At 54.5% G+C, this 22517-nt stretch carries 23 protein-coding genes; 14 read left to right on the forward strand and 9 right to left on the reverse strand.

What is annotated here, in order from left to right:
* Positions 1-3 precede the first annotated feature (3 nt).
* Complete coding sequence (locus SynROS8604_RS09255) at positions 4-1182, reverse strand: pyridoxal phosphate-dependent aminotransferase (protein WP_186543775.1); 1179 nt, start codon at positions 1180-1182, stop codon at positions 4-6.
* Between the two features lie 85 nt (positions 1183-1267).
* On the opposite strand from SynROS8604_RS09255, the gene SynROS8604_RS09260 reads away from it, so the two are divergent.
* From SynROS8604_RS09260 to SynROS8604_RS09275, 4 genes are read left to right on the forward strand one after another with little or no spacing between them, the layout of a single operon-like run.
* Complete coding sequence (locus tag SynROS8604_RS09260) at positions 1268-1708, forward strand: VOC family protein (protein ID WP_186543776.1); 441 nt, start codon at positions 1268-1270, stop codon at positions 1706-1708.
* A 20-nt stretch (positions 1709-1728) separates the two neighbouring features.
* Entirely contained in the window at positions 1729-2334 is a 606-nt protein-coding gene (locus tag SynROS8604_RS09265; RefSeq protein ID WP_186543777.1) for a uracil-DNA glycosylase, read from the forward strand.
* Positions 2334-3527 carry a (E)-4-hydroxy-3-methylbut-2-enyl-diphosphate synthase gene (ispG, locus tag SynROS8604_RS09270; RefSeq protein ID WP_186543778.1) on the forward strand — a complete coding sequence of 398 codons (1194 nt, stop codon included), beginning with the start codon at positions 2334-2336 and terminating at the stop codon, positions 3525-3527. Before SynROS8604_RS09265 ends, ispG begins: the two co-directional genes overlap by 1 nt.
* Before the next feature lie 36 nt (positions 3528-3563).
* Positions 3564-4916: a S41 family peptidase gene (locus SynROS8604_RS09275; RefSeq protein ID WP_186545913.1), complete on the forward strand. Its 1353-nt coding sequence runs from the start codon at positions 3564-3566 to the stop codon at positions 4914-4916.
* Here SynROS8604_RS09275 and SynROS8604_RS09280 read toward each other — a convergent pair.
* From SynROS8604_RS09280 to mfd, 4 genes are all read right to left on the reverse strand, one after another.
* Complete coding sequence (locus SynROS8604_RS09280; protein WP_186543779.1) at positions 4907-5404, reverse strand: hypothetical protein; 498 nt, start codon at positions 5402-5404, stop codon at positions 4907-4909. The genes SynROS8604_RS09275 and SynROS8604_RS09280 overlap by 10 nt on opposite strands.
* 35 nt (positions 5405-5439) lie before the next feature.
* Positions 5440-5985 carry a hypothetical protein gene (locus SynROS8604_RS09285; RefSeq protein WP_186543780.1) on the reverse strand — a complete coding sequence of 182 codons (546 nt, stop codon included), beginning with the start codon at positions 5983-5985 and terminating at the stop codon, positions 5440-5442.
* A 63-nt stretch (positions 5986-6048) separates the two neighbouring features.
* Entirely contained in the window at positions 6049-6213 is a 165-nt protein-coding gene (locus SynROS8604_RS09290; protein ID WP_006853031.1) for a hypothetical protein, read from the reverse strand.
* Positions 6214-6297: 84 nt separating this feature from the next.
* The gene (mfd, locus tag SynROS8604_RS09295; RefSeq protein ID WP_186543781.1) at positions 6298-9840 is read right to left on the reverse strand and encodes a transcription-repair coupling factor; all 3543 of its coding nucleotides are present in this window, start codon (positions 9838-9840) and stop codon (positions 6298-6300) included.
* Between the two features lie 718 nt (positions 9841-10558).
* On the opposite strand from mfd, the gene SynROS8604_RS09300 reads away from it, so the two are divergent.
* The 3 genes from SynROS8604_RS09300 to SynROS8604_RS09310 all read left to right on the forward strand — a co-directional run bounded on the left by SynROS8604_RS09300 (position 10559) and on the right by SynROS8604_RS09310 (position 11705).
* Complete coding sequence (locus SynROS8604_RS09300) at positions 10559-10801, forward strand: hypothetical protein (RefSeq protein WP_186543782.1); 243 nt, start codon at positions 10559-10561, stop codon at positions 10799-10801.
* 22 nt (positions 10802-10823) lie between these two features.
* A complete protein-coding gene (locus SynROS8604_RS09305; RefSeq protein ID WP_186545914.1) occupies positions 10824-11366 on the forward strand; it encodes a YqhA family protein in 543 nt (180 codons plus the stop codon).
* A gap of 126 nt (positions 11367-11492) precedes the next feature.
* Positions 11493-11705, forward strand: coding sequence for a hypothetical protein (locus SynROS8604_RS09310; protein WP_186543783.1), 213 nt, complete (start codon positions 11493-11495; stop codon positions 11703-11705).
* A 310-nt stretch (positions 11706-12015) separates the two neighbouring features.
* Here SynROS8604_RS09310 and rpe read toward each other — a convergent pair whose 3' ends face one another.
* Positions 12016-12684 (reverse strand): ribulose-phosphate 3-epimerase, encoded by a 669-nt coding sequence (gene rpe, locus SynROS8604_RS09315; protein ID WP_038013773.1) that lies wholly within the window; start codon positions 12682-12684, stop codon positions 12016-12018.
* 138 nt (positions 12685-12822) lie between these two features.
* On the opposite strand from rpe, the gene glpX reads away from it, so the two are divergent.
* The 7 genes from glpX to SynROS8604_RS09350 all read left to right on the forward strand — a co-directional run bounded on the left by glpX (position 12823) and on the right by SynROS8604_RS09350 (position 19771).
* Positions 12823-13827 (forward strand): class II fructose-bisphosphatase, encoded by a 1005-nt coding sequence (gene glpX / locus SynROS8604_RS09320; RefSeq protein WP_038013776.1) that lies wholly within the window; start codon positions 12823-12825, stop codon positions 13825-13827.
* Between the two features lie 32 nt (positions 13828-13859).
* Positions 13860-15173 (forward strand): glutamyl-tRNA reductase, encoded by a 1314-nt coding sequence (locus tag SynROS8604_RS09325; protein ID WP_006853038.1) that lies wholly within the window; start codon positions 13860-13862, stop codon positions 15171-15173.
* A gap of 94 nt (positions 15174-15267) precedes the next feature.
* A complete protein-coding gene (locus tag SynROS8604_RS09330) occupies positions 15268-16563 on the forward strand; it encodes a glucose-1-phosphate adenylyltransferase (protein ID WP_006853039.1) in 1296 nt (431 codons plus the stop codon).
* A 115-nt stretch (positions 16564-16678) separates the two neighbouring features.
* Positions 16679-18097 carry an NADP-dependent phosphogluconate dehydrogenase gene (gene gndA / locus SynROS8604_RS09335; RefSeq protein ID WP_186543784.1) on the forward strand — a complete coding sequence of 473 codons (1419 nt, stop codon included), beginning with the start codon at positions 16679-16681 and terminating at the stop codon, positions 18095-18097.
* Positions 18098-18105: 8 nt separating this feature from the next.
* Positions 18106-18822 carry a 6-phosphogluconolactonase gene (pgl, locus tag SynROS8604_RS09340; protein WP_186543785.1) on the forward strand — a complete coding sequence of 239 codons (717 nt, stop codon included), beginning with the start codon at positions 18106-18108 and terminating at the stop codon, positions 18820-18822.
* Between the two features lie 26 nt (positions 18823-18848).
* Positions 18849-19385 carry a CIA30 family protein gene (locus SynROS8604_RS09345; RefSeq protein WP_006853042.1) on the forward strand — a complete coding sequence of 179 codons (537 nt, stop codon included), beginning with the start codon at positions 18849-18851 and terminating at the stop codon, positions 19383-19385.
* Positions 19382-19771, forward strand: coding sequence for a hypothetical protein (locus tag SynROS8604_RS09350; protein ID WP_186543786.1), 390 nt, complete (start codon positions 19382-19384; stop codon positions 19769-19771). The genes SynROS8604_RS09345 and SynROS8604_RS09350 overlap by 4 nt, the downstream gene beginning before the upstream one ends.
* 27 nt (positions 19772-19798) lie before the next feature.
* On the opposite strand, the gene ilvD is transcribed toward SynROS8604_RS09350, so the two are convergent.
* The 3 genes from ilvD to SynROS8604_RS09365 are packed head-to-tail and all read right to left on the reverse strand — an operon-like array spanning position 19799 to position 22458.
* The gene (gene ilvD / locus SynROS8604_RS09355; RefSeq protein WP_186543787.1) at positions 19799-21472 is read right to left on the reverse strand and encodes a dihydroxy-acid dehydratase; all 1674 of its coding nucleotides are present in this window, start codon (positions 21470-21472) and stop codon (positions 19799-19801) included.
* A gap of 53 nt (positions 21473-21525) precedes the next feature.
* Complete coding sequence (locus SynROS8604_RS09360; protein ID WP_186543788.1) at positions 21526-21816, reverse strand: hypothetical protein; 291 nt, start codon at positions 21814-21816, stop codon at positions 21526-21528.
* Between the two features lie 24 nt (positions 21817-21840).
* A complete protein-coding gene (locus SynROS8604_RS09365) occupies positions 21841-22458 on the reverse strand; it encodes a uracil phosphoribosyltransferase (protein ID WP_186543789.1) in 618 nt (205 codons plus the stop codon).
* Between the last annotated feature and the right edge of the window lie 59 nt (positions 22459-22517).

A 22517-nucleotide genomic window follows, 5' to 3' on the forward strand; every position in this document is an offset into this window, starting at 1 on the left:
GATTTAGGGACGAGTCAACAATCTCTGAAACCGACTCAGTCCTTCTGAAATCGTCTCACGCGAGACGGCACAAGACAGCCTGACGCAACGATCATCGCCAAAGGCACCACCAGGAACAATCGCCAATCCTTCCTCTTCGAGGGCACGTTCGCAAAAGGCCAACGAATCGGTAATCGCATCAGGCAGGCGAGGAAACGCATAAAAGGCGCCCCTTGGGGGCACAAGCGTGATGCCTTCCATCTGTTGAAGCCCATGACAGAGATCAGCACGCCGCGTGTTGTAGCTAGCGGCCATCTCACGGACGCAGTCCCGTGATCCCTGAAGCGCCGCCAATGCTCCACGTTGAGCGAAGCTGCACACATTGCTGGTGCTTTGGCTCTGTAGGGCAGCTGCGGCCTTAATCACCGTGCTGTCACCACTGAGATACCCAAGTCGCCAACCGGTCATGGCCCAGCCTTTGGCAAATCCGTTCACCACAAAACAACGCTGTCTGAGATCTGGTGCTACTGCAGCAAAACTGTGGTGAGATTCTCCGTCTTCCAACAGATATTCATAGATCTCGTCGCTCATCACCATCAGGTTTGGATGCCTTCGCACCAGCTCTGCCAAGGCCTGGAGTTCACGGAGATCCAACACCCGACCGGTGGGATTCCCCGGTGAATTGAGCACCAAAAGCTTGGTGGCCGGTGTGATGGATTGCTCGATCAAATTCAGATCCAGTCCAAACCCATCGCTTGCTGACGACGGCACCGTGACCGGCTTCCCCCCGGCCAAGCGAACAATTTCTGGATAACTCAACCAATACGGGGCAGGGATGATGACTTCATCGCCTGGGTTCAACAGAACTTGGAACAGGTTGTAAATCGCCTGTTTGCCGCCATTGGTCACCAAGACCTGATCGGTTTGGGTGGGGATGTTGTTTTCAAGACTCAATTTCTGAGCAATGGCCGCGCGCAGCTCTGGATCGCCTGCAGCAGGGCCATACCGGGTGATGCCATCCCTGAGGGCCTGGATCGTTGCCTCAACAATGAACTCTGGCGTCCCGAAATCTGGCTCCCCTGCACTGAGACTACAAACATCAACACCCTGTTGCTGCAGGGCTTTTGCTCGGGCGCTGATGGCAAGTGTGAGCGATGGCTGCAATGCCAAAGCTCGGTGCGAGAGAGATGGGGGGCCTGGCATCAGCACGGCACCCCCTCGATGGATGCTCGGATATGTGAAACAACATCCTGCCTGATGTGGCGTCAGTGACAACACCGATGTGCTGATGACAGCCTGGATCGAAATGTTGACCATGCCGAACATGTCAGCTGGAACGGCCTCGTTGAGTTGGGTGTTGGCAGCCAAGAATCCCCAAGCGCTCGCCGAGTTTTATGCGCAAGCTCTTGGATGTACCTGCCGATCAGGACTGTCTGACCAGCACTGGATGGTGGCTCTCCCAACAGGAGGAACACTTCAGATTTATCGCCCTTCGCGTCTACGGCCTTGGCCCATTCGCGGTGCGGCCCTCGCCCCTTGTTTTCAAAGGGTCGGATCCGACCATCCAGAGACTGAGCTCGGCCATTGGATCGAGCAACTGGAAGCGTTGGGGGCGCGGAGGCGCGAAGCAGCGCGTCTCGAATCGTTTGGAGCGGAATGCTGGATGGAGGATCCAGAGGAGCAGCCTTTTCTCACCTTGGTGCTGCCGCAAAGGTCGCTTGGCTCATAGGGTTTTGAGCTGAGCAATCCATGCGCGTGTCGTTAGAAGACTTCGAGGAATCCTGTCTCCAGTGCCAGCGCTGTGACCTAGCAAAAGAACGCCAGCATGTGGTGGTCAGTCGCGGGCATCCTTCAGCGAGGCTGATGGTGATTGGCGAAGCGCCAGGGGCTGATGAGGATGCTCGGGGGCGTCCATTTGTGGGGCGTTCCGGCAGGCTCCTGGACGAATGCCTGGCGGACGTCGGCCTGGATCAAGAAGAGGACGCGTATATCTGCAACTTGATCAAATGTCGGCCGCCTGGCAATCGACGCCCATCCCCGGCTGAGCTCAAAGCCTGCAGACCCTGGCTGGATCGTCAAATTCGTGAGGTCAATCCGGAGATCCTGTTCATTCTTGGAGCGACTGCCACCGCAACCCTTCTCGAATGCCGCACACCGATTAGTCGCTTAAGAGGTGCTTGGACCGAATGGAACGGGCGTTATGTGATGCCGAGTTTTCATCCCTCCTACCTGTTGCGCAATCCATCGCGGGAGCCAGGCAAGCCACGCGCGTTGTTCATGGCCGATCTGACCAGTGTCAAGCACGCTTTGAACGGGGTTGTGTCAGGGTTAGCTTCAGATTCGAGCGATCCTTGATGACCGCCTCGCAGCGCTACGACACAAAGATTCATCGCCGGGTCACCCGCACGGTGATGGTTGGTGATGTGCCGATTGGAAGTGAGCATCCGATTGCGGTGCAATCGATGATCAATGAGGACACGCTGGATATCAACGGATCGGTCGCAGGAATCCGTCGCTTGGCCGATGCCGGATGCGAAATCGTGCGGGTCACGACTCCTTCGATTGGCCATGCCATCGCGATGGGGAAAATTCGTGCAGCCTTGCGCGCTCAGGGATGCAACATCCCACTCGTGGCTGATGTCCATCACAACGGCACGCGCATCGCCTTAGAAGTTGCCAAGCACGTCGACAAAGTGCGCATCAACCCTGGGTTGTTCGTTTTCGACAAACCGGATCCCGAACGCCAGGAGTTCAGCCAAGACGAGTTTGATGCGATTGGAGATCGAATCAAGGAAACGTTTGCTCCTCTCGTGCTTGTGCTGAAAGAGCAGAACAAAGCTTTGCGGATTGGAGTGAATCACGGCTCCTTGGCTGAACGCATGCTGTTCACCTATGGAGATACCCCCCAAGGCATGGTCGAATCGGCCATGGAATTCGTGCGGATCTGCGATTCACTCGATTTTCACAACATCGTGATTTCGATGAAGGCATCGCGTGCGCCCGTGATGCTGGCGGCCTACCGACTCATGGCCGACACCATGGATCGGGAAGGGTTCAACTACCCCCTGCACTTGGGCGTCACCGAAGCAGGTGATGGTGACTACGGACGAATCAAGAGCACGGCCGGAATCGCAACACTGCTGGCGGAAGGACTCGGAGACACCATCCGCGTCTCCTTAACAGAAGCACCAGAGAAGGAAATCCCTGTGTGCTTTTCGATCCTGCAGGCGCTTGGAATCCGAAAGACGATGGTCGAATACGTGGCCTGTCCGAGCTGCGGTCGCACTTTGTTTAATCTTGAGGAGGTCCTTCATCAGGTCCGAAACGCCACCTCTCATCTCACCGGTCTAGACATTGCTGTGATGGGTTGCATTGTCAATGGTCCTGGCGAGATGGCCGATGCTGACTACGGTTATGTGGGCAAAGGGCCTGGGGTAATCGCTCTCTATCGCAACCGCGATGAGATCCGAAAAGTCCCCGAGTCGGAGGGTGTAGCCGCCTTGGTTCAGTTGATCAAAGACGACGGTCGCTGGGTTGAACCCGACTGATGTCGTTAAGGTGCTGAAAAGGTCCTAGTGGACGGCATGCGCGCTAAAAAATTCGGCATCAACGTCACGCAACGTCGCGGCTGGTTTGTGGCTCTGGGCGCAGGGGCTGTCACAGCTGCCGTGGTTATGGCCAATCCTGGGTTGGGTTTGCCGAGCACGACTTCGTCGTCGATCACCAACAGCCCGAAAGAGGTGATTGATCAGGTCTGGCAAATCGTCTATCGAGATTTCCTGGATTCATCGGGAGGTTATGACCTCGATCAGTGGTTCATTCTTCGAAAGGATTTGCTCTCCAAGTCTTATGCCGGAACCGCGGAATCGTATGAAGCGATTCGCGGCATGTTGGCGAGTCTTGACGACCCCTACACCCGATTCCTAGACCCGAAAGAGTTCAAGGAAATGCAAATCGACACGTCAGGTGAATTAACCGGTGTCGGCATTCAAATTTCACTGGACAAAGACACCAAAGAGATCGTGGTGGTGTCGCCTATCGAAGGCACACCGGCCTCAAAAGCCGGGGTCCAACCCAAAGATGTGATTGTTTCGATTGATGGTCAACTCACCAAGGGGATGACCACGGAAGATGCGGTGAAGCTCATTCGCGGAACGGAAGGAAGCAACGTCGTCCTGGGCTTGCGCAGGAATGGGTCCATCATCGACGTGCCCCTCGTGCGGGCGCGGATCGAAATTCAGGCCGTTGACAGTCAGCTCAACACCAGTGCCAATGGCACCAAGGTGGGTTACATCCGCCTGAAGCAGTTCAATGCCAATGCATCGAAAGAGATGCGTGCCGCGATTCGCGAGCTAGAGAAGCAAGGATCACAGGGTTACGTCCTTGATTTGCGTAGCAATCCCGGAGGGTTGCTTGAAGCCAGCGTCGACATTGCGCGTCAGTGGCTGGATGAAGGCACGATTGTCAGCACAAAAACCCGTGAGGGCATTCAGGACGTGCGCCGCGCCACAGGGAATGCCTTAACCGACCGTCCCGTCGTGGTGTTGGTGAACGAAGGCTCAGCGAGTGCCAGTGAAATCCTTTCAGGTGCTCTCCAAGACAACGAGCGCGGGCTTCTGGTGGGCCAGAAAACGTTTGGGAAAGGACTCGTGCAATCCGTGCGCGGGCTCTCTGACGGATCTGGAATGACCGTCACGATTGCCAAATACCTCACACCCAAGGGCACCGACATCCACAAAAACGGCATTCGCCCGGATGTTGCGGTGGAGATGAGTGAGAAAGAAATTAAAACCCTCACTGTTGAACAGTTAGGGACCAACAAAGATGGGCAGTACCGCGTCGCGGAAACCACCCTGCTCAAAGCCTTGCAAGCTCCGAAAACAGGAAAAACTTATCAACCAGGAGCGGCCAACCTTCAGTCGGCACTTCAGCGATAAGGGGCTAATCCAAACCCTTCACGTTCGCTTCGATTGCCTTGCGATTGGTTGCCTCCATAACGCGAGTCTCCATAGCGAGTGCCTCGGTGGGTTGCTGGAATCGTGGCTGTCCGACCTGGGGCCGCCTGGCGTGCCCTCTGCACAAGCGCGTTGCACCCCCCCGCCGATTCGATCGCCTCATCCACGCTGCTCACCGGAATGCGTTGGCCCCAAGTACGAGGCCAACCCCAGGTTTGTCCTTGACGTTCCAACAGCGCGACCGCCTCTCCACGGCCGATCGAACCTGATCGCATCAAACAGGTGGTCGTTGCCAAGGTGGCAACCTGAAGGTTGGGCGCTTGAGACGAACGCGTGGGATAGACAGGGCGGCTCTGACGACCCACGGGAAAGGGCATCGATGGAATGTTGAGCGGCCTTTGCGCGAGTCCGCCACCTCCAGACATTTGCCCGAGGGCTGCCATCGCTAATTGGAGAAGAAGATTATTCATCAGTCGGTTGGTCTTGGTAAGTGAGGAAGATGGTCTTAGACGCGAACGATTGAGCCGCAGTAGCGATCGAAGAGCTTCAGGACATCAGTGGCGGGAAGCTTGGCCGTATAGCGAGCCTCAAGTTCTGCCAGATGCTGACTACGGGGATACGCCCTAATCGATTTCCATTCCTGCGGTGTTTCTCGTCTTAAAACGCGAGACATCATCCGATGTTGGCTGGGGAGGGTGATCGATCCACCGGCGCAGCTCTGCATTCTGTGAGTCGCTTCGTGAGCCAGGGTGTTCCAAACTTGTGCTGCATTTCGGTGGGTGCGACACACAATCAAGATGTCATTTTTGGGGTGGTAAGCCCCCTGCAACCCCCGGGTCGAGCAATCGCGTTGAATCACCCTGACGCCATGAGAGGTGAGCTTGCTGCGCAAGGCATCAACCGCTTCCCACGATTGAGCGCGCACAGGTGCTGTTCCCAGCAGCGCAGGTGTGAAGCAAGCAATCAAGGTCCATCGTCGAACCTGGCGTTGAAACTGGTTCAGCGGCTTTGGCATGGTCCGCTCTCGGGGCACCTCACCAGAGTCAGGCATCAACGCATAAAAAAAATCACCCAAATGGGTGATTCCTGTGACTAGATGTGAGCGAGGGGTCGCTCAGGCGACAGGCTGCATCAAGCCACCGCCTGGAGACGAGTCGTCGTCATCGTTTTCCGTATCGTTCTGCCACAGAGCAAAAATTCCGAGGGCGGCTGCACCAACTAAACTACCTAGAAGACCGAGGGAACTTCCCGTTGCAATCGGATCGATGAATTCGGCCACGGGGTATCACGTTGTATGCCTACATGGTAACGAAGGATTGCGAAATGTGTTGGGCTTTCTCATTTTTCCAGCGCAAGCGCGAGCTCAAACCCTCAAAACAGCCTCGTTCCTTTCTTTTTGCTGTTGGTCGCGCTGCTCAGGCGTCAATCCATCCGTATCCGGAATCTGTGATGCCATCTGCTCTAGCCAACCTTTGAGCTCATCCAGTTGCCGATCCATGGGCAGGACGCCGAGGCCTCGTGCCAGGACCTTGGCAACGCTTCCACTTCCTGCCTGGTAGACGAGTCGGCCATGGAGATGTTGGGGTAACCCCTGACGAAGCAATCGGAAAGCTGGCTCCTCCATTGGCGTCTCAAGGGCAATATTTGGTTTTTCAGGACGAATGCGAGCAAACCCACAGCGTTTTGCGAGCAGCTTCAGTTCCATCAACTGCAACAGGGATTGAACCGGTCCAGGCAAGGCCCCATAGCGATCGGCCCAACCTGCAGCCAATTCCACCAGGGCTTCTGAACTCAGACACTCAGAAGCAGCTCGATAGGCAGACATCTTCTCGTCGGCATCGACAATCCAGTCCGCCGGAATAAAGGCCGTGACCTGCAGATCCACCTGGGTGTCGTCCACCGCAGGGATGTCTTGTCCCTGAATTTCAGCCAACGATTCTTGCAACATCTCCATGTAGAGATCGAAACCAATCGCTTCCATCTGGCCGCTTTGCTCCACACCGAGCAAGTTGCCCACTCCGCGGATCTCCATATCGCGCATCGCCAATTGGTACCCACTGCCGAGCTGAGCGAATTCCTGGATGGCGCGTAAGCGCTGACGCGCCGCTTCACTGAGCGAGGCATCTCCGGGGTAAAACAACCAGGCATGGGCTTGGACGCCGCTGCGGCCGACGCGGCCCCTGAGCTGGTAAAGCTGAGCAAGTCCAAACCGGTGGGCATCCTCAATCAGGATCGTGTTGACACGCGGAATGTCGAGACCACTCTCCACGATCGTGGTGCAGAGCATGACGTCGGCTTCCCCACCGTTGAACGCCACCATCGCGCTCTCGAGCTCGCCTTCAGCCATTTGTCCATGGGCGACGAGGAGCTTGAGACCGGGAAGCATCTCACGAAGCTTGCCTGCGACGTCCTCGATCCCTTCCACACGGGGCACCACATAAAACACTTGACCACCACGATCCAGTTCTTGGCGAATGGCGCTTCGCACGGCCTCGTCATCCAGAGCCGCTAGGTGGGTTTTGATCGGACGGCGCAAGGGTGGTGCAGTGGTGATCAAACTCATCTCACGCACGCCAGACAAGCTCATGTAGAGGGTTCGAGGGATGGGTGTCGCCGAGAGCGTCAAAACATCCACGTCCTTGCGCAAGGCCTTGATTTTTTCCTTTTGGTTCACACCAAACCGTTGTTCCTCATCCACCACCAACAAACCAAGCTTGTCGAAGGCAGTGTTCTTGCTGAGCAGCTGGTGCGTGCCCACCACGGCATCGATGGTGCCCGTTTTCAACTCCTCAAGAATCGTCTTGCGCTCACCTGCTGTACGGAAACGATTGAGAAGGGCCACCTTGATTGGATAGGGGGCAAAGCGTTCCGAAAGCGTGCGCCAATGCTGTTGCGCTAACACCGTTGTGGGAGCCAACATCGCCACTTGTTTCCCAGCGGTGATCGCTTTAAAAATCGCTCGGATGGCCACCTCCGTTTTCCCGAAGCCCACATCACCACAGACCAACCGATCCATCGGCTCTGGTTTCTCCATGTCGCGCTTGACATCCACCGTGGCCTTGAGCTGGTCAGAGGTTGGCTCGTAGGGGAAGGAATCCTCAAGTTCAACCTGCCAAGGCCCGTCGATCGGGAAGGCAAACCCTGCCGCTTGGTGGCGTTCGGCGTACAGCTTCACCAAATCAAGCGCAACTTTGCGAACCGCCTTGGAGGCCCTCTCCTTCGCCTTCACCCAGGCGGAGCCACCCATCTTGCTGAGCTGCGGCGGTGTATCGCTATTGGCGCGAAACCGTCCCAGGCTTCCGAGCTGATCGGCAGCCACTCGCAAGATGCCATCGGAATACTGAACAACGAGGTAATCGCGAACCTCACCACTAATCGCTAATTTTTCGAGCTTTTTAAATCGACCAATTCCATGGTTGCGATGCACCACGAAATCCCCCTGCTGCATTTTGTTGGGATCAACAGTGCGACTGGCCGCTTTGCGGCGCCGACGCACATAACCGCTGCTAGTGAGCGACTGCTGTCCGAAAAATTCGCGGTCGGTGAGCAGAACCACCCTCCAGGCGGGAAGCTGCAGCCCTTCGAGCTCGGCGGTTCCTCGCGTTTTCAAGGCCACAGGTGTGCCCTGCTCCATCAAGCGATCGATCGCTTGTGTGTCCGCTGCATTGGGTACGAAGCGGGTGATGCAGTCGTGTTCCTCCAGCAAAGCCACAGCACGGCTGGGCTGCGCTGACAACAACCAAACAGCCTGACGCTCCCGTTGGTGCTGTTTGATCATTTGGCCGAGTTTTCCAAATTGATTGGGGTAAGACGGAACCGGTCGACTGGCGAGATCAAACGCATTGGGGTGGCTGTCCTGTTCCTGAAGTTCTGCCAGGTCGAAGCCAGCAAACGCCTCGGCAAGCTCCATCGCCTCCTTGATCGGGCGATGCAAAACAGGAATGGGCACGGGAAGCTCAGCGTGCTGCTCTTCGGCGTGATCAAGCCGCTGCTGACCATGGGCGCTGCCATGCCGACGCTCATCGATGGCGATGCAGCACTTGGCAGGCAAATAATCGAGGAGAGAAGCAGGGGTCTGCCATGCCAATCCCATCAATCGACGCATCCCCTCGGGGGTTCCGCCCTCCAGCAACTCCGTGATCTGCGCCTCACTCAGCAACTGGTCAAGATCGTCAGGAACCTGCTCGCGCAGACGTTCAGCGATGAGGGGACTGAAGCCGGTGGGGGTGAGCTTGAGCGTGTCGACGGTGTCGAGGGAGCGCTGGCTAACTGGGTCAAATTCACGAAGTTTGTCGAGTTCATTGCCGAAGAACTCCAAGCGCACAGGGAGCTCACTACTCACGGGATAGACGTCCACGATGTCGCCACGACGGCTCCATGTGCCTTCCTGATCAATGGTCGAAACGCGCTCGTAGCCAAGCTGGCTTAGGTAGGTCGATAGCTCTTCGAGATCCACAACATCGCCTTTCTTCAAAGCCCGGCAATGCTCTGCCAAGGCCTGCGGAGGCGGCAAGTGGGGCTGCAAGCAACGTTCTGTGGCCACGATCGCGACGTCGCTTTTGCGGCTGTCTGTTTGAAGTTCGCTTAAAACCTGGAGCTGGCCCCAAGTGATTTCGGTGGTGGCATCGAAGGGTTCGTAAGGCGACCCTTCACTGGTGGGATAAAGCTGGGCGCTAGACCAGCCCATCAGCTCCAACAAAGATGCCCAACGTCCGGCCTCTTCCAAGGTGGGAACAACCACCAACAGGGGCTGATCCATGCGACGAGCCAGCGCACTAGCCACCAAGGCCCGAGCAGCTCTGCCAGCTCCGCGCATCAACAATCGCTGGTCCCGTTTGGCTCGTTCGAACAACTCACCGCTCAGCGCTGAGGTCTGCAGCAGACGCACCAAAGAGCTGAGGGGCATGGCAGAACAACTTTCGGCAACGCATGATTCTGTCAAGAACGAGGCCCCAGATGCAGGATTTCCTCCCTTTACCTTTGCCTTTGCCTCCTAAATGAATCGATGCATTCATACAAAAGAGTATTTAGTGATTTTTACGAACAAATAAAATGTTCAACATCAACTTAACTCTCTATTCGACATCAACCAAATAAAGCACCTGCATCAACTCGAAGACCTGACACGACTTGCAAGCAGAGCCCTTAAAAAGCGTGACACAAAAGAGCACCAAGATGCGGAAACAAGATGATGTGCAACAGAAGAATCAAGGTCTAAGCTCTATGAATTTTCGCCTGGCCTTTCAGCAGAAACAAGAGCCAAGAACACGAGAAAGTCAGCACCATTCAAGGACGGCGTCCTCAATCAACCGCTTGCTATCTATCGGGATCTACTCAGACTCCGGCCACAAATTACTTTCGTAACGTTGCTCCAGGGCTCGCAACTATTTTGCACTCATTCATGCCAGCAAGCATAAAAAAATGCCTTGGCTATCTATAAGAATCAACGCGAGTCCTGAACAAGATGCAATCAAGCGATCCAGAGCGTAAAATTAGGATATGAACGACCAACAGCCATCAACAAACGCTTGGATGCAAAAGACTTTGACCACCCAACGTTGCACCCAACGTTGATCGTCACGATTAAGTTTTCCATGATACGGAATCATCTTTAAAACACAGCCATGCCCCGTTTTCGCTGCCCCGAGTGCTGTTGTGGACCAGCAGTTGTCCTACATCCACCCCCTGGAGCAATCCCAATCTGTATTCGCTGCGGAACGCTTTTAGAGAAGCAGCCCCTGGTCAAACCCTTGCCACTCCTCGTGTTGCTGGCCGTTGGTAGCGCATTAATCACGTTGTCCATACCGGCACTTTTTACGCCGCGCCCCTTACCGCCTCAAACCAATCCTCCAGCCACGACTGTTTAATTGCACCACGCATAAGTACATGATGGAACTTGAGATCAAAAAAACTCGCAGGGCAAGATTTGAATCGCGTTTTGAACAGTTACTTTGGAGATTCCGATTAGTAACCATCCTGCCTGTTGTCATGAGCCTTCTGGGCAGTGTTAGCTGTTTCATCCTTGGAACCCAGGACGAAATCCAAGCACTCAACAAACTTATCAACGGTCACCTGAATTCAGAAAACAGTATTTTATTACTCGGCAAAGTTGTAGGCGGCATTGATTACTACGTGATTGGCATTGCCCTTCTTATCTTCGGCTATGGCGTGTATGAGCTGATTATTTCTGATATCGACCCAAGGCTTCAAGACCTATCCCAAGAAAGGCGAAACATCCTTAGCATTACATCACTAGAAGGCCTCAAACAAAAACTAACCAACGTCATTATCGTTGCTCTAATCGTAACAGCATTTAAGCTCATGATTAGCTTTCAAGTGCAATCAATTTCAGAATTACTTCAATTCTGCGGCTGTGTTCTAATGCTTGCATTTAGTGCCTTGCTTGTTGGTAAAAATCATAAGGAAGCGTAAACCCCTTCACACAACCCTTAGAGCCAAAATCCATTCCTAGATAGCCTCAACTCAAAAGCTTTGGCCCCTCATGATTTCATCTTATTTTTAGCACCCTAAACTTATTCAAGACATCAACGGAAAGCGATGAAGCTGTATCCAAAAGGCACGGGAGCTGGAATTTCACTGTTCATCTTGATAGCCCTCGGCATTTACGCCGTCTCTCAAATCGAGGCCATGAAGCGCGCAGCCTTCCGCGAAGGCTTTAGCTGTGCCATCGATGCAGCTACTGAAAGCATTCACTCGTCTTACCAGTGCAGGGATTATAGAAAAACCATCAAAGAAAAATCTAACCGTTGAATGAGATAATTGGACAATCATACGGGCATATATGCCTCAAAAAACCCAAGCAATCGCCACATAAATACCGCTTTAATCAACAAGGAGTCATCTGCAATCTCCTCGCAAACAAAAGATCACCTTTCATCACTAGCCACCGAATCAACTGAAACCAACTTCGATCTTTGCATTCTTATCAGATCATTCTGGGCAAGGCTCCTCTTTGTTTTTTTTCCAAAAGGAAACCTCTGCCCTTAGGCAGAGGTTGAGAAGAATCCACAATAAAAATCTGTAGCAACAACAATGCGCTCATTTGCTGCTAACCAGGAAACTATGGGCGCTTGCTATTACGAATTCCCTGAATAGCCGCAGCATAGTCAGGCTGATTGAACACCCCAGAGCCACTCACGATTGCGTTAGCACCAGCTTCAATCACTTTCCATGCATTGCCACCCTTCACGCCACCATCCACTTCAATCCAGGGGTCCAGGCCTTTTTCATCACACATACGACGTAGATCACTGATTTTCTTGACTTGATTATCAATAAAACTTTGTCCGCCAAAACCGGGGTTCACACTCATGATCAAAACAAGATCACACAGCTCTAAGCAGTACTCGAGCGTATCAAGTGGGGTGCTGGGATTGAGGACAGCCCCAGCCATTTTGCCAAGGTCTTTAATTTGAGCCAAGTTGCGATGTAAATGAGGACAAGCCTCCACTTGTACAGAAATAATATCTGCCCCAGCTTTCGCAAAATCTTCGACGTAATTCTCAGGCTGCACAATCATCAGATGCACGTCCAAGGGTTTTTTCGTCACCGGACGCAAGGCCTCAACAATCAGAGGGCCAATCGTGATGTTGGGAACAAATCGACCATCCATGACGTCGACATGAATCCAATCAGCACCTGCCTCATCAACAGCTTTGACGTCCTCACCTAGGCGAGAAAAGTCAGCAGACAGGATCGATGGAGAGATCACCAGGGGTTTGGTGCTCATGGCGGAGTCGGCTAAGGGATCGGACGATTGTAAAGAGCGCTGATACCACTGATACAGTGAGCCGCGCATATGAGACAGAAATCCCTGCTGTTGCAGGCTTTCTCCTCAAAGCCTCTCTTTAACCCCCGCAGCACTTACGTGGATCGCACTCTCATCCAGGAAATTCTCGAGATCGTCGAGCAGGCCGCCATCGCTTCCGCCACGCTCTCCGGCAAAGGTCTGAAGGATGAAGCGGACGCTTTGGCTGTTGATGCCATGCGCAAGCGCATGAATCAAATCCAAATGCAAGGCCGCATTGTGATCGGGGAGGGCGAACGCGACGAAGCTCCCATGCTTTACATCGGTGAAGAAGTCGGAACCGGCACTGGTCCTGGCGTGGATTTCGCTGTTGACCCTTGCGAAGGCACAAACCTTTGTGCCTACAGCCAGCGCGGCTCCATGGCCGTTCTCGCAGCCTCCGACCGTGGTGGCTTGTTCAACGCTCCCGACTTCTACATGAAGAAATTGGCTGCTCCACCAGCAGCAAAGGGCAAGGTTGACATTCGCAAATCTGCGACTGAAAACATCAAAATCCTCAGTGAGTGCTTGGGTCTTGCTCCTGATGAGCTCACCATTGTTGTGATGGATCGTGCGCGTCACAAAGATCTGATCACCGAAATCCGCGCCACGGGTGCTCGCATTCAGCCCATCTCCGATGGTGACGTACAAGCAGCGATTGCTTGTGGTTTTGCTGGAACCGGAACCCATTGCTTGATGGGCATTGGTGCCGCTCCTGAGGGTGTGATCTCCGCTGCCGCCATGCGCGCACTTGGCGGCCACTTCCAGGGACAACTGGTGTATGACCCTGCCATTGCTCAGACGTCTGAGTGGGCAGACATGACGAAGGAAGGCAATCTCGCCCGTCTGGCAGAAATGGGCATTACCGACCCAGATAAGGTGTATGAGGCCAGTGAGCTCGCCTGCGGAGAGCACGTTGTGTTCGCCGGTAGCGGCATCACAGATGGTCTTCTTTTCAACGGAGTGAAGTTCGAAGCTGATTGCACCCGCACGAGCAGCTTGATCATCAGCAACCTGAACAACACCTGCAGTTTTACGAACACCATCCACATGAAGGATGGAGCTCAAAGCATCGCTTTGAACTGATTCACGACTCGCAGCAACAGAGGGATTTCTCCATGCATATCGCCGTCGTCGGCCTCAGTCATCGAACGGCTCCGGTCGAAGTGCGCGAAAAGCTCAGTATTCCTGAGCAAACCATGGAGGAATCCCTAGGAAACCTGCGAAATCATGAGCAGGTGCTCGAGGCCTCCATCCTCAGCACCTGCAACCGACTTGAGATTTACACCCTGGTGCGCAACCCGGATTTAGGGATTGCTGCCGTCCGCGATTTTTTGAGTGGCCACTCCGGTTTGGAAAGCCGTGATCTTTCTCCGCACCTTTTCACTTATCACCACGACGAAGCCATTGCGCATCTGATGCGCGTAACGGCAGGGCTCGACAGCCTCGTTCTTGGTGAAGGGCAAATTTTGTCCCAGGTCAAGAAGATGATGCGCCTGGGCCAAGAGCACAAATCGATCGGACCCATCCTGAACCGTTTGCTGACACAAGCTGTCAGCACAGGAAAGCGTGTCCGCTCGGAAACCAACCTCAGCACCGGAGCTGTGTCCGTGAGCTCCGCAGCCGTGGAATTAGCTCAACTCAAGCTTGGGCAATCGCGCGGCCAGGATGCCCTGGTCACTCTTGAAACCGAGCAGATCGCCGTTGTTGGTGCTGGACGGATGAGCCGTTTGTTACTCCAACACCTCCAAGCGAAGGGAGCCTCTGGAGTGGTGTTGCTGAATCGCACCATCGAGCGGGCCTCAGCCCTTGCAACTGATTTTCCAAACCTGCCCATTCAGTGCCGGGGACTCGACGCCCTTGATCAGTGCTTGAGCACCTGTTCGTTGGTGTTTACGAGCACGGCAGCCGATGACCCGATCATTGATGCCAGCCGATTGAACGGTCTCAATCGCCGCAGTTCATTGCGACTGATTGATATCGGTGTGCCCCGCAACATCGCCTCCGATGTGCGCGATGTGTCTGGGGTGGAATCCCACGATGTTGACGATCTTCAAGAGGTGGTAGAGCGCAACCAAGAGGCTCGGCAGCAGGTTGCACGGGAGGCTGAAGGATTGCTCTTAGAGGAGGGACGCCTCTTCCTCGAGTGGTGGGATAGCCTGGAGGCCGTGCCCACCATCAACCGGTTAAGAGCCTCGCTCGAGGAGATTCGGGTCGAGGAACTCACCAAAGCGCTGAGCCGTATGGGGCCTGATTTCTCAGCGCGAGAACGCAAGGTGGTGGAAGCCTTAACCAAGGGAATGATCAACAAGATCCTCCACACCCCTGTGACCCAGCTCCGCTGTCCCCAGCAACGCAGCGAACGTCAACAGGCTCTTCAGGTGGTGGAAAAAATCTTTGATTTGGACTCTGGAGCAGCCGGTCAAGATTGATTCCCTTTCAATCTCCACGATCTGGCCCAAGGGTTGGTTTTGAGAGCGAAAAGTCCAGTAAGTTTGCAACGCATAGCCGAAAGGCGGGAGCGGCATGAAGCGAGTACTGGCAATCATTCTCGGGGGAGGGGCTGGAACCCGCCTCCAACCACTCACAAAGATGAGAGCCAAGCCAGCTGTGCCCTTGGCGGGCAAGTATCGCCTTATTGATATTCCAATCAGTAATTGCATCAACTCCAGCATCAACAAGATGTATGTGTTGACGCAATTCAATAGCGCTTCACTCAATCGCCATCTCAGCCAGACGTACAACCTCAATGCCGGATTTGGGCAAGGATTTGTAGAAGTCTTAGCGGCCCAACAAACCCTCGATAGCCCCTCCTGGTTTGAAGGAACGGCTGATGCAGTGCGGCAGTACCAAACCCTGTTTAGCGAATGGGATGTGGATGAATATCTGATCCTCTCCGGTGATCAGCTCTACCGCATGGACTACAGCCGTTTTGTGGAGCATCACCGCAGTACTGGCGCCGACCTCACCGTTGCAGCACTGCCCGTAGACGCTGCCCAGGCCGAAGCGTTCGGTTTAATGCGCACCGATAACGATGGGAATATCAAGGAATTCCGCGAGAAGCCCAAAGGCGATTCCTTAAAGGAAATGGCCGTTGACACGTCCCGTTTTGGCCTCAGCGCTGAGTCTTCTAAGGAGCGCCCCTACCTCGCCTCCATGGGCATTTACGTCTTCAGTCGTAAAACGCTTTTCGATCTGCTCGACGCCAATCCCGGCCATAAGGATTTCGGCAAAGAGGTGATCCCAGAAGCGCTATCACGGGGTGACGTCCTCAAGAGCTATGTCTTTGATGATTACTGGGAAGACATCGGTACCATCGGTGCCTTCTATGAAGCCAATCTGGCCCTAACGCAGCAGCCAACCCCTCCATTCAGCTTCTACGACGAAGCATTCCCGATCTACACCCGCCCGCGGTATCTGCCCCCTAGCAAGTTTGTGGACAGTCAGATCACAGATTCGATCATTAGTGAGGGATCGATTATCAAGGCCTGCAGCATTCACCACTCCGTCCTTGGTGTTCGTAGTCGCGTGGAAAACAATGTGGTCCTCCAGGATTCTTTGTTGATGGGAGCTGACTTCTTTGAATCGCAAAGCGAACGCGAAACCCTGAGAGCGCGAGGCGGTATTCCTGTCGGCGTTGGCGAGGGCACCACTGTGAAGCGCGCCATTCTTGATAAGAATGCCCGTATTGGTAAAAACGTCACCATCGTGAATAAGGATCACGTGGAAGAAGCTGATCGTCCTGAACACGGCTTCTACATACGTAATGGCATCGTCGTAGTCGTTAAAAATGCATCGATTGCCGACGACACAGTGATTTGAGGACAACGTGAACGAAGGATTGGCGCTTCCATCTCTTATTCCTGACAGAGATGGGCCAATTTGCAGCCGATTTTTGATCCTGTGGTCACACTGACTTCAGTGAACGAAGTTTTGGATGTCCAAGTCTCACTTTGGTCTTATCGGTCTAGGCGTGATGGGCGAAAACCTTGTTCTCAACGCTGAGAGCAACGGTTTTTCGAGTGTTGTTTACAACCGCACTTATTCAAAGACTGAAGACTTTCTGAAAGGTCGTGGCGCTGGTAAAAACATTCAAGGTGCCACCGACCTTCAAGATTTTGTCAACAAATTAGAAAGACCTCGCCGCATCTTGATGATGGTGAAAGCGGGGGGTCCTGTTGATGCCGTCATCGAACAGATTTCTCCCTTTTTAGATGAAGGAGATCTCTTGATTGATGGGGGCAACTCGGAATATCGCGACACAGAGCGTCGTGTGGCCGAGTTGGAAAGCAAAAGCTTCGGCTTCATCGGCATGGGCGTGTCTGGCGGTGCCAAAGGCGCTTTAGAAGGTCCGAGCATGATGCCCGGCGGCACCAAGGCCTCTTACGACGCCATCGAAAGCCTGGTCACCAAAATGGCGGCCCAAGTCGAAGACGGTCCTTGTGTGACCTACATCGGCCCAGGCGGATCAGGACACTTCGTCAAAACAGTCCACAACGGCATCGAGTACGGCATCGAGCAAATCCTTGCCGAGGGCTATGACCTCATGAAGAGAGTTGGGGGCATGAATGGCACCCAGATGGCCGACGTCTTTGCCCATTGGAACAGCACGGAGGAACTCGCCTCTTACCTCGTTGAGATCACAGAGGTCTGCTTGCGCACCAAGGATCCCGATGATGGGAGCGATCTGATCGAAAAGATTCAGGACAAAGCTGGGCAAAAAGGCACGGGTTTATGGACTGTGGTGAGTGCCTTGCAGATGGGTGCTTCCGTACCAACCATCTATGCAGCCCTCAATGGCCGCGTGATGAGTTCGATGAAAGATCAGCGCGTCAAAGCGGAAACCATCCTCAAAGGTCCCGCGGTCAAACCCTTTGATCTCGGCACCCCTGCCGATGGAATGGCACCCCTGATGGATGCGATGGTGCTCGCTTGCATGGCCAGCTACGCCCAAGGCATGGAGCTTCTACGGATCGCTTCCGCAGAGCATGATTACAACTTGAACATGCCTGCGATCGCTCAGATCTGGAAGGGTGGCTGCATCATTCGCGCCCGACTTCTGAAGCGTATTCAGGATGCCTTCACAACCGATCCGCAGCTGACCAATCTGCTCATTGATCCTTGGTTTGCCAATCAGGTCAACACCCGACTTCCTGGTTTAGCCAAAGTTGTTGCAGGTGCAGCTGAAGCAGGCATTCCTGTGCCCTGCCTCAGCAACACCCTCGACTACATCAACAGCTACCGCACCGCTCGTCTGCCTCAAAATGCGGTTCAAGCCATGCGTGACTGCTTTGGCTCCCACACCTATGAACGGGTGGATAAGGAAGGTAGTTTCCATACCGAGTGGTTGGATTGAACGAACCGATGGCTTCCTATCGCATTGAACGGGCCCGAGATCCCCAGGATCTAGCCCTGAGGGCCTCTGAATACATCGCCACAGCCATCCAGCTAGCGCTCGATCAACGGGATCGCGCTCAGATTGCTCTATCTGGAGGAACCACTCCCTCCCCGGCGTATCAGCGGTTGGGCCAGCAACACTTGCCCTGGAATCGTGTGGATGTGTTTTTAGGGGACGAGCGCTGGGTGTCTGCTGATGACGCGTCCAGCAACGCCCGCATGCTCCGCTCCACCTTGCTCCAACCCGGTGAGCCCGGTGCAGCGGCCTGTTTTCATCCTGTTCCAACGGTGGAGCTTCCCTCAGCAGAAGCCAGCGCCGAGGCTTTCGCAGAGCTGATTGCCAAACATTGCAGTGGCGAACCACCGATCTTCGACATGATGGTCTTGGGTCTTGGGGATGACGGTCATACCGCCTCACTCTTCCCAGGCACTGAGGCTCCTGACGTCCGTGATCGTTGGACCACGATCGGACGGGGCAAGGGATTGGAGCGCATCACCCTGACCGCTCCGGTGCTCAGCGCTTCTCGAACCGTGATGTTCCTCGTGAGTGGTGCCAACAAACAGGAAGCCCTGCGTCGCTTGCTCGATCCAGCTGAGTCCGCACAACGAACGCCTGCGAAGTTGGTCCAACCCGAGGCAGAAATCATTGTTCTTACCGACGAAGCTGCCAGCTTAGGTCTTTAAATAAGCATTCCTTGTGCAGGGTTGAGATGACCATCCCCCGTGTCTCATTCGATTCGTGGGCCACGCTCAACGACACGATCATGGGGGGGAGAAGCCAAGCCGGCTGCCGCCTCACGCCTGAAGGCCTATTGCTCGAAGGTGAGGTGATCGCTGATGGAGGGGGGTTTGTGAGTTGTCGCTCCCCGCTATTGCGCCCACCTCTCGATCTTTCGGCGTTCAGTGGGTTGCGCTTAACGATTGCAGGGGAGGGGCGAACCCTGAAATTTGCAGTGGCCTGCGCTGATGGATTGATGGGACTCACAGAGATGATTCCAGGGGGACTGCGCTGGGTGATGCCCGTGCCAACGGAAGCGGAAGGAACCACTGTGGCGGAGATTGCATTCAAAGATCTTCAGCCCGTGGTCCGTGCCAAACCGGTTGGACTGCCTTTGCGCTTTGATTCATCTGCGATCACTCGCTTACAAGTGCTCCATTCCCGGTTTGATGAAGCGGGATCGGCCAATCCAGGCTTCCGTGCGGGTGCAATCCGGATTCTGATTCATTCCATCGAAGCCTACAAATGATTGATTTAGCTGTTGTGATTGCCCACACGGCTGATCTCTGCCGCAAGCCTTATCAACATGCTGTTGTTCCGATTCACGCGGACGAAGGAGCGTCAGCATCCAGCATTGACGATCTGTTCGTTCGCATCGAAACCCGTGATGCATCCGGCTCTCGCATGGAGGCCATGGATCTAGAACTCGAGATCTATCGGAGCGGCAATGATGTGAATCTCATGCTCAGTTGGTGTGATCAAGCTGAGCGCCCCATGCTTTGGCAGGGACAACATCCCGTTTGGATGCATGGAGACAACGGCATGCGCTGCACGGCACCAGCCGATGGCCAACCATTGGAAGCGATGGCACGCAGGCTGAGGGCACAACTCGTCACTCAAACCCATGGGGATTGATGATGAATCCACCGTTCTAAAGGTGCCTTAATCAGGCTGATCGGTGACCGCACCTAGGCTCGAACTTGAAACAAGTCGAGCGTATTTGCCAAGAATTCCGGTCTTGTATTTAGGGGTGTGACCGGACCACATGCGACGGCGTTGGTCGAGTTCAGCGTCATCCACATTGAGTTGAAGAAGATTCTGATTGGCATCCACGGTGATGCTGTCCCCCTCCATCACAAGACCGATGGCTCCGCCAACGGCCGCTTCTGGTGCCACGTGGCCAACAACCAAGCCATAGGTTCCACCGCTGAATCGGCCATCGGTGATCAAGGCCACTTTGTCCCCTAATCCCTGCCCAACGATGGCAGCGGTTGGTGCCAACATTTCGCGCATTCCAGGTCCTCCCACTGGACCTTCCTGGCGAATCACAATCACATCACCTGGATGAATTTGTTTCCCAATAATCGAGGCCAAACAATCCTCTTCGCTTTCGAAAACGCGTGCAGGACCCGTTAAGACGGGAGTTTTAATCCCGCTAATTTTGGCGACGGCTCCTTCACTTGCCAAATTTCCCTTCAGGATCGCCAGGTGACCTTTTGCATAAAGAGGATTGCTCAAGGGCCTAATCACTTCTTGCCCTTCAGGAGGTGTTGAGGGGATATCTGCTAACAATTCCTCCAATGTTTTGCCTTCAATCGTGCGGCATTTCCCATGGAGAAGTCCCGCATCCAAGAGCAATTTCATCACCTGTGGAATACCGCCAGCCTGATGAAGATCCACGGTGACAAAACGACCGCTCGGTTTGAGGTCGCAAATCACAGGCACACGCTCTCTGATCATTTCAAAATCATCAATGCTGAGATTCACGCCAGCGGTGCGTGCGATGGCGAGCAAATGCAACACAGAATTTGTGGAGCCGCCTACCGCCATGATCACACTGATCGCATTCTCAAAGGCTTCACGCGTGAGTAGATCAAGGGGGCGAATCTTGGCTTTGATCGCTTCAACCAGAACCTCTCCAGAGCGGGCCGCACTCTCTGCCTTTTCCTCATCTTCTGCAGCCATTGTTGAACTATGGGGAAGACTCAGCCCCATCGTTTCAATCGCGGCACTCATCGTATTGGCGGTGAACATGCCTCCACAGCTGCCAGCACCAGGGCAAGCATTTTTTTCAATCGCTGTCAGCTGCTCTTCATCAATTTTCCCGCTTGTAATCTGACCGACAGCCTCAAAAGCACTCACAACAGTGAGGTCACAGCCTCCAAGTTTCCCAGGCTTAATCGTTCCCCCATACACAAAGATCGAGGGAATATTCATGCGTGCCATCGCCAACATGGCGCCAGGCATATTTTTATCGCAGCCACCAACGGCAAGAACGCCATCCATACTCTGGCCATTGCAGGCCGTTTCGATCGCATCGGCGATGACCTCACGACTCACCAAGGAATATTTCATTCCTTCGGTGCCCATAGAAATGCCATCACTCACAGTGATCGTGCCGAACATCTGAGGCATGCCCCCAGCCTTTCGAGCAGCGTCTTCAGCGCGGCGGGACAGCCCATCCAATCCCACGTTGCACGGTGTGATGGTGCTGTAGCCGTTGGCGATTCCGATGATTGGCTTGCCGAAATCGTCGTCACCAAAGCCCACCGCTCTCAGCATGGCTCGATTGGGTGAGCGCTGAATGCCTTGAGTGACGGCGTCTGAGCGAAGCATGGCAACGACTGGATCGCAGATTGGGAGAGGTCCCAACTTACCGGCCGTGGGGATTACGACTTTGAACCGAGGTCTTCAAGCTGACGACGAACATCAGAGATGGCGGAATTGAGCTGCTCAACACGATGTTCCAGCTGATCATCGCGATTGACGTATTGATTGGCCTCAAACGCCTCACTGCCGTCTTGCATCCTTGGCGCGTAGAGCATGGAACGCTGACGCTTGAGCCGCTGACGACGTTCTGCTTCGGTGAGCAGCCACCACCCCACACCTGCTGCCCCGATGAGGGCTCCGCTCAGGAGCGTGAAAAGTGTTCCTGAGGTGGATTCCTGCTGCCTGCTCATCGCCGCCGATGGATTTTTTTCAGCCTAGGTCGAGGGAGCTGTTCTGATTTGCAGCCGTTGAGATGTGTTGCCAATCCCAGGAGAAATTTGACCATTTGCATTGAGTACTTCATCAATGCAGGCGGTATGAATGGTGAGTTCGGGAAACGTTTCCCCCAGTCGTTTGAGCCCCGGGCTGGCTGTTAGGGCTGCAATCACACGAAGCCTTCGGCTCTCAACACCTTTTGCCACAAGCTCTTCCATCAAGCCGAGAAGATCCTCTGCATCGCTGATTTGATCCAGCAGCAGCACGAGACCGGCGTTGGCCTCAATGGTTTCAGGTAGGCCACCCAGACAGAGCTCGGCGTGAGGCAACACTTGCCTAGCCCCTTCCCAAAGCATCAGTCCACCAGGGAGGAGAGGCACGGCAAGCAAGGGAACACCCGTTTCGATCACGGTGCCTTCCGTGAGCTCAAGGGCGGTTTGCACCTGTTCACGACGATGGGGAAGCCAATCCCTCAGCGCTTCATAGGTGAGCCAACGTCCCAACTCCTCGAGCGCTGTGCGATACAGCGACGGTGGTGTGCCGGCGTGGCGCAACATCGTGAGCCAATGAGCAATGAGTGGATGGGGGGGAACAACCACCCTCAAGGTTTTGGCCATGGCACGTGGAGGGGCAGCTGTCTGCCATAACGTGACCGTACAAGTTACGGCAGCTGCAA

Origin of the sequence: Synechococcus sp. ROS8604 (assembly GCF_014279655.1) — a bacterium.
In the GTDB taxonomy this organism is placed as follows: Bacteria; Cyanobacteriota; Cyanobacteriia; order PCC-6307; family Cyanobiaceae; genus Synechococcus_C.

Coding starts and splice junctions, on each gene's coding strand:
- SynROS8604_RS09255 (WP_186543775.1), bottom strand. CDS start 1,182: ATGCCAGGCCCCCCATCTCTCTCGCACCGAGCTTTGGCATTGCAGCCA.
- SynROS8604_RS09260 (WP_186543776.1), top strand. CDS start 1,268: ATGACAGCCTGGATCGAAATGTTGACCATGCCGAACATGTCAGCTGGA.
- SynROS8604_RS09265 (WP_186543777.1), top strand. CDS start 1,729: ATGCGCGTGTCGTTAGAAGACTTCGAGGAATCCTGTCTCCAGTGCCAG.
- ispG (WP_186543778.1), top strand. CDS start 2,334: ATGACCGCCTCGCAGCGCTACGACACAAAGATTCATCGCCGGGTCACC.
- SynROS8604_RS09275 (WP_186545913.1), top strand. CDS start 3,564: ATGCGCGCTAAAAAATTCGGCATCAACGTCACGCAACGTCGCGGCTGG.
- SynROS8604_RS09280 (WP_186543779.1), bottom strand. CDS start 5,404: ATGAATAATCTTCTTCTCCAATTAGCGATGGCAGCCCTCGGGCAAATG.
- SynROS8604_RS09285 (WP_186543780.1), bottom strand. CDS start 5,985: ATGCCTGACTCTGGTGAGGTGCCCCGAGAGCGGACCATGCCAAAGCCG.
- mfd (WP_186543781.1), bottom strand. CDS start 9,840: ATGCCCCTCAGCTCTTTGGTGCGTCTGCTGCAGACCTCAGCGCTGAGC.
- SynROS8604_RS09300 (WP_186543782.1), top strand. CDS start 10,559: ATGCCCCGTTTTCGCTGCCCCGAGTGCTGTTGTGGACCAGCAGTTGTC.
- SynROS8604_RS09305 (WP_186545914.1), top strand. CDS start 10,824: ATGGAACTTGAGATCAAAAAAACTCGCAGGGCAAGATTTGAATCGCGT.
- SynROS8604_RS09310 (WP_186543783.1), top strand. CDS start 11,493: ATGAAGCTGTATCCAAAAGGCACGGGAGCTGGAATTTCACTGTTCATC.
- rpe (WP_038013773.1), bottom strand. CDS start 12,684: ATGAGCACCAAACCCCTGGTGATCTCTCCATCGATCCTGTCTGCTGAC.
- SynROS8604_RS09325 (WP_006853038.1), top strand. CDS start 13,860: ATGCATATCGCCGTCGTCGGCCTCAGTCATCGAACGGCTCCGGTCGAA.
- SynROS8604_RS09330 (WP_006853039.1), top strand. CDS start 15,268: ATGAAGCGAGTACTGGCAATCATTCTCGGGGGAGGGGCTGGAACCCGC.
- gndA (WP_186543784.1), top strand. CDS start 16,679: ATGTCCAAGTCTCACTTTGGTCTTATCGGTCTAGGCGTGATGGGCGAA.
- pgl (WP_186543785.1), top strand. CDS start 18,106: ATGGCTTCCTATCGCATTGAACGGGCCCGAGATCCCCAGGATCTAGCC.
- SynROS8604_RS09345 (WP_006853042.1), top strand. CDS start 18,849: ATGACCATCCCCCGTGTCTCATTCGATTCGTGGGCCACGCTCAACGAC.
- SynROS8604_RS09350 (WP_186543786.1), top strand. CDS start 19,382: ATGATTGATTTAGCTGTTGTGATTGCCCACACGGCTGATCTCTGCCGC.
- ilvD (WP_186543787.1), bottom strand. CDS start 21,472: ATGCTTCGCTCAGACGCCGTCACTCAAGGCATTCAGCGCTCACCCAAT.
- SynROS8604_RS09360 (WP_186543788.1), bottom strand. CDS start 21,816: ATGAGCAGGCAGCAGGAATCCACCTCAGGAACACTTTTCACGCTCCTG.
- SynROS8604_RS09365 (WP_186543789.1), bottom strand. CDS start 22,458: ATGGCCAAAACCTTGAGGGTGGTTGTTCCCCCCCATCCACTCATTGCT.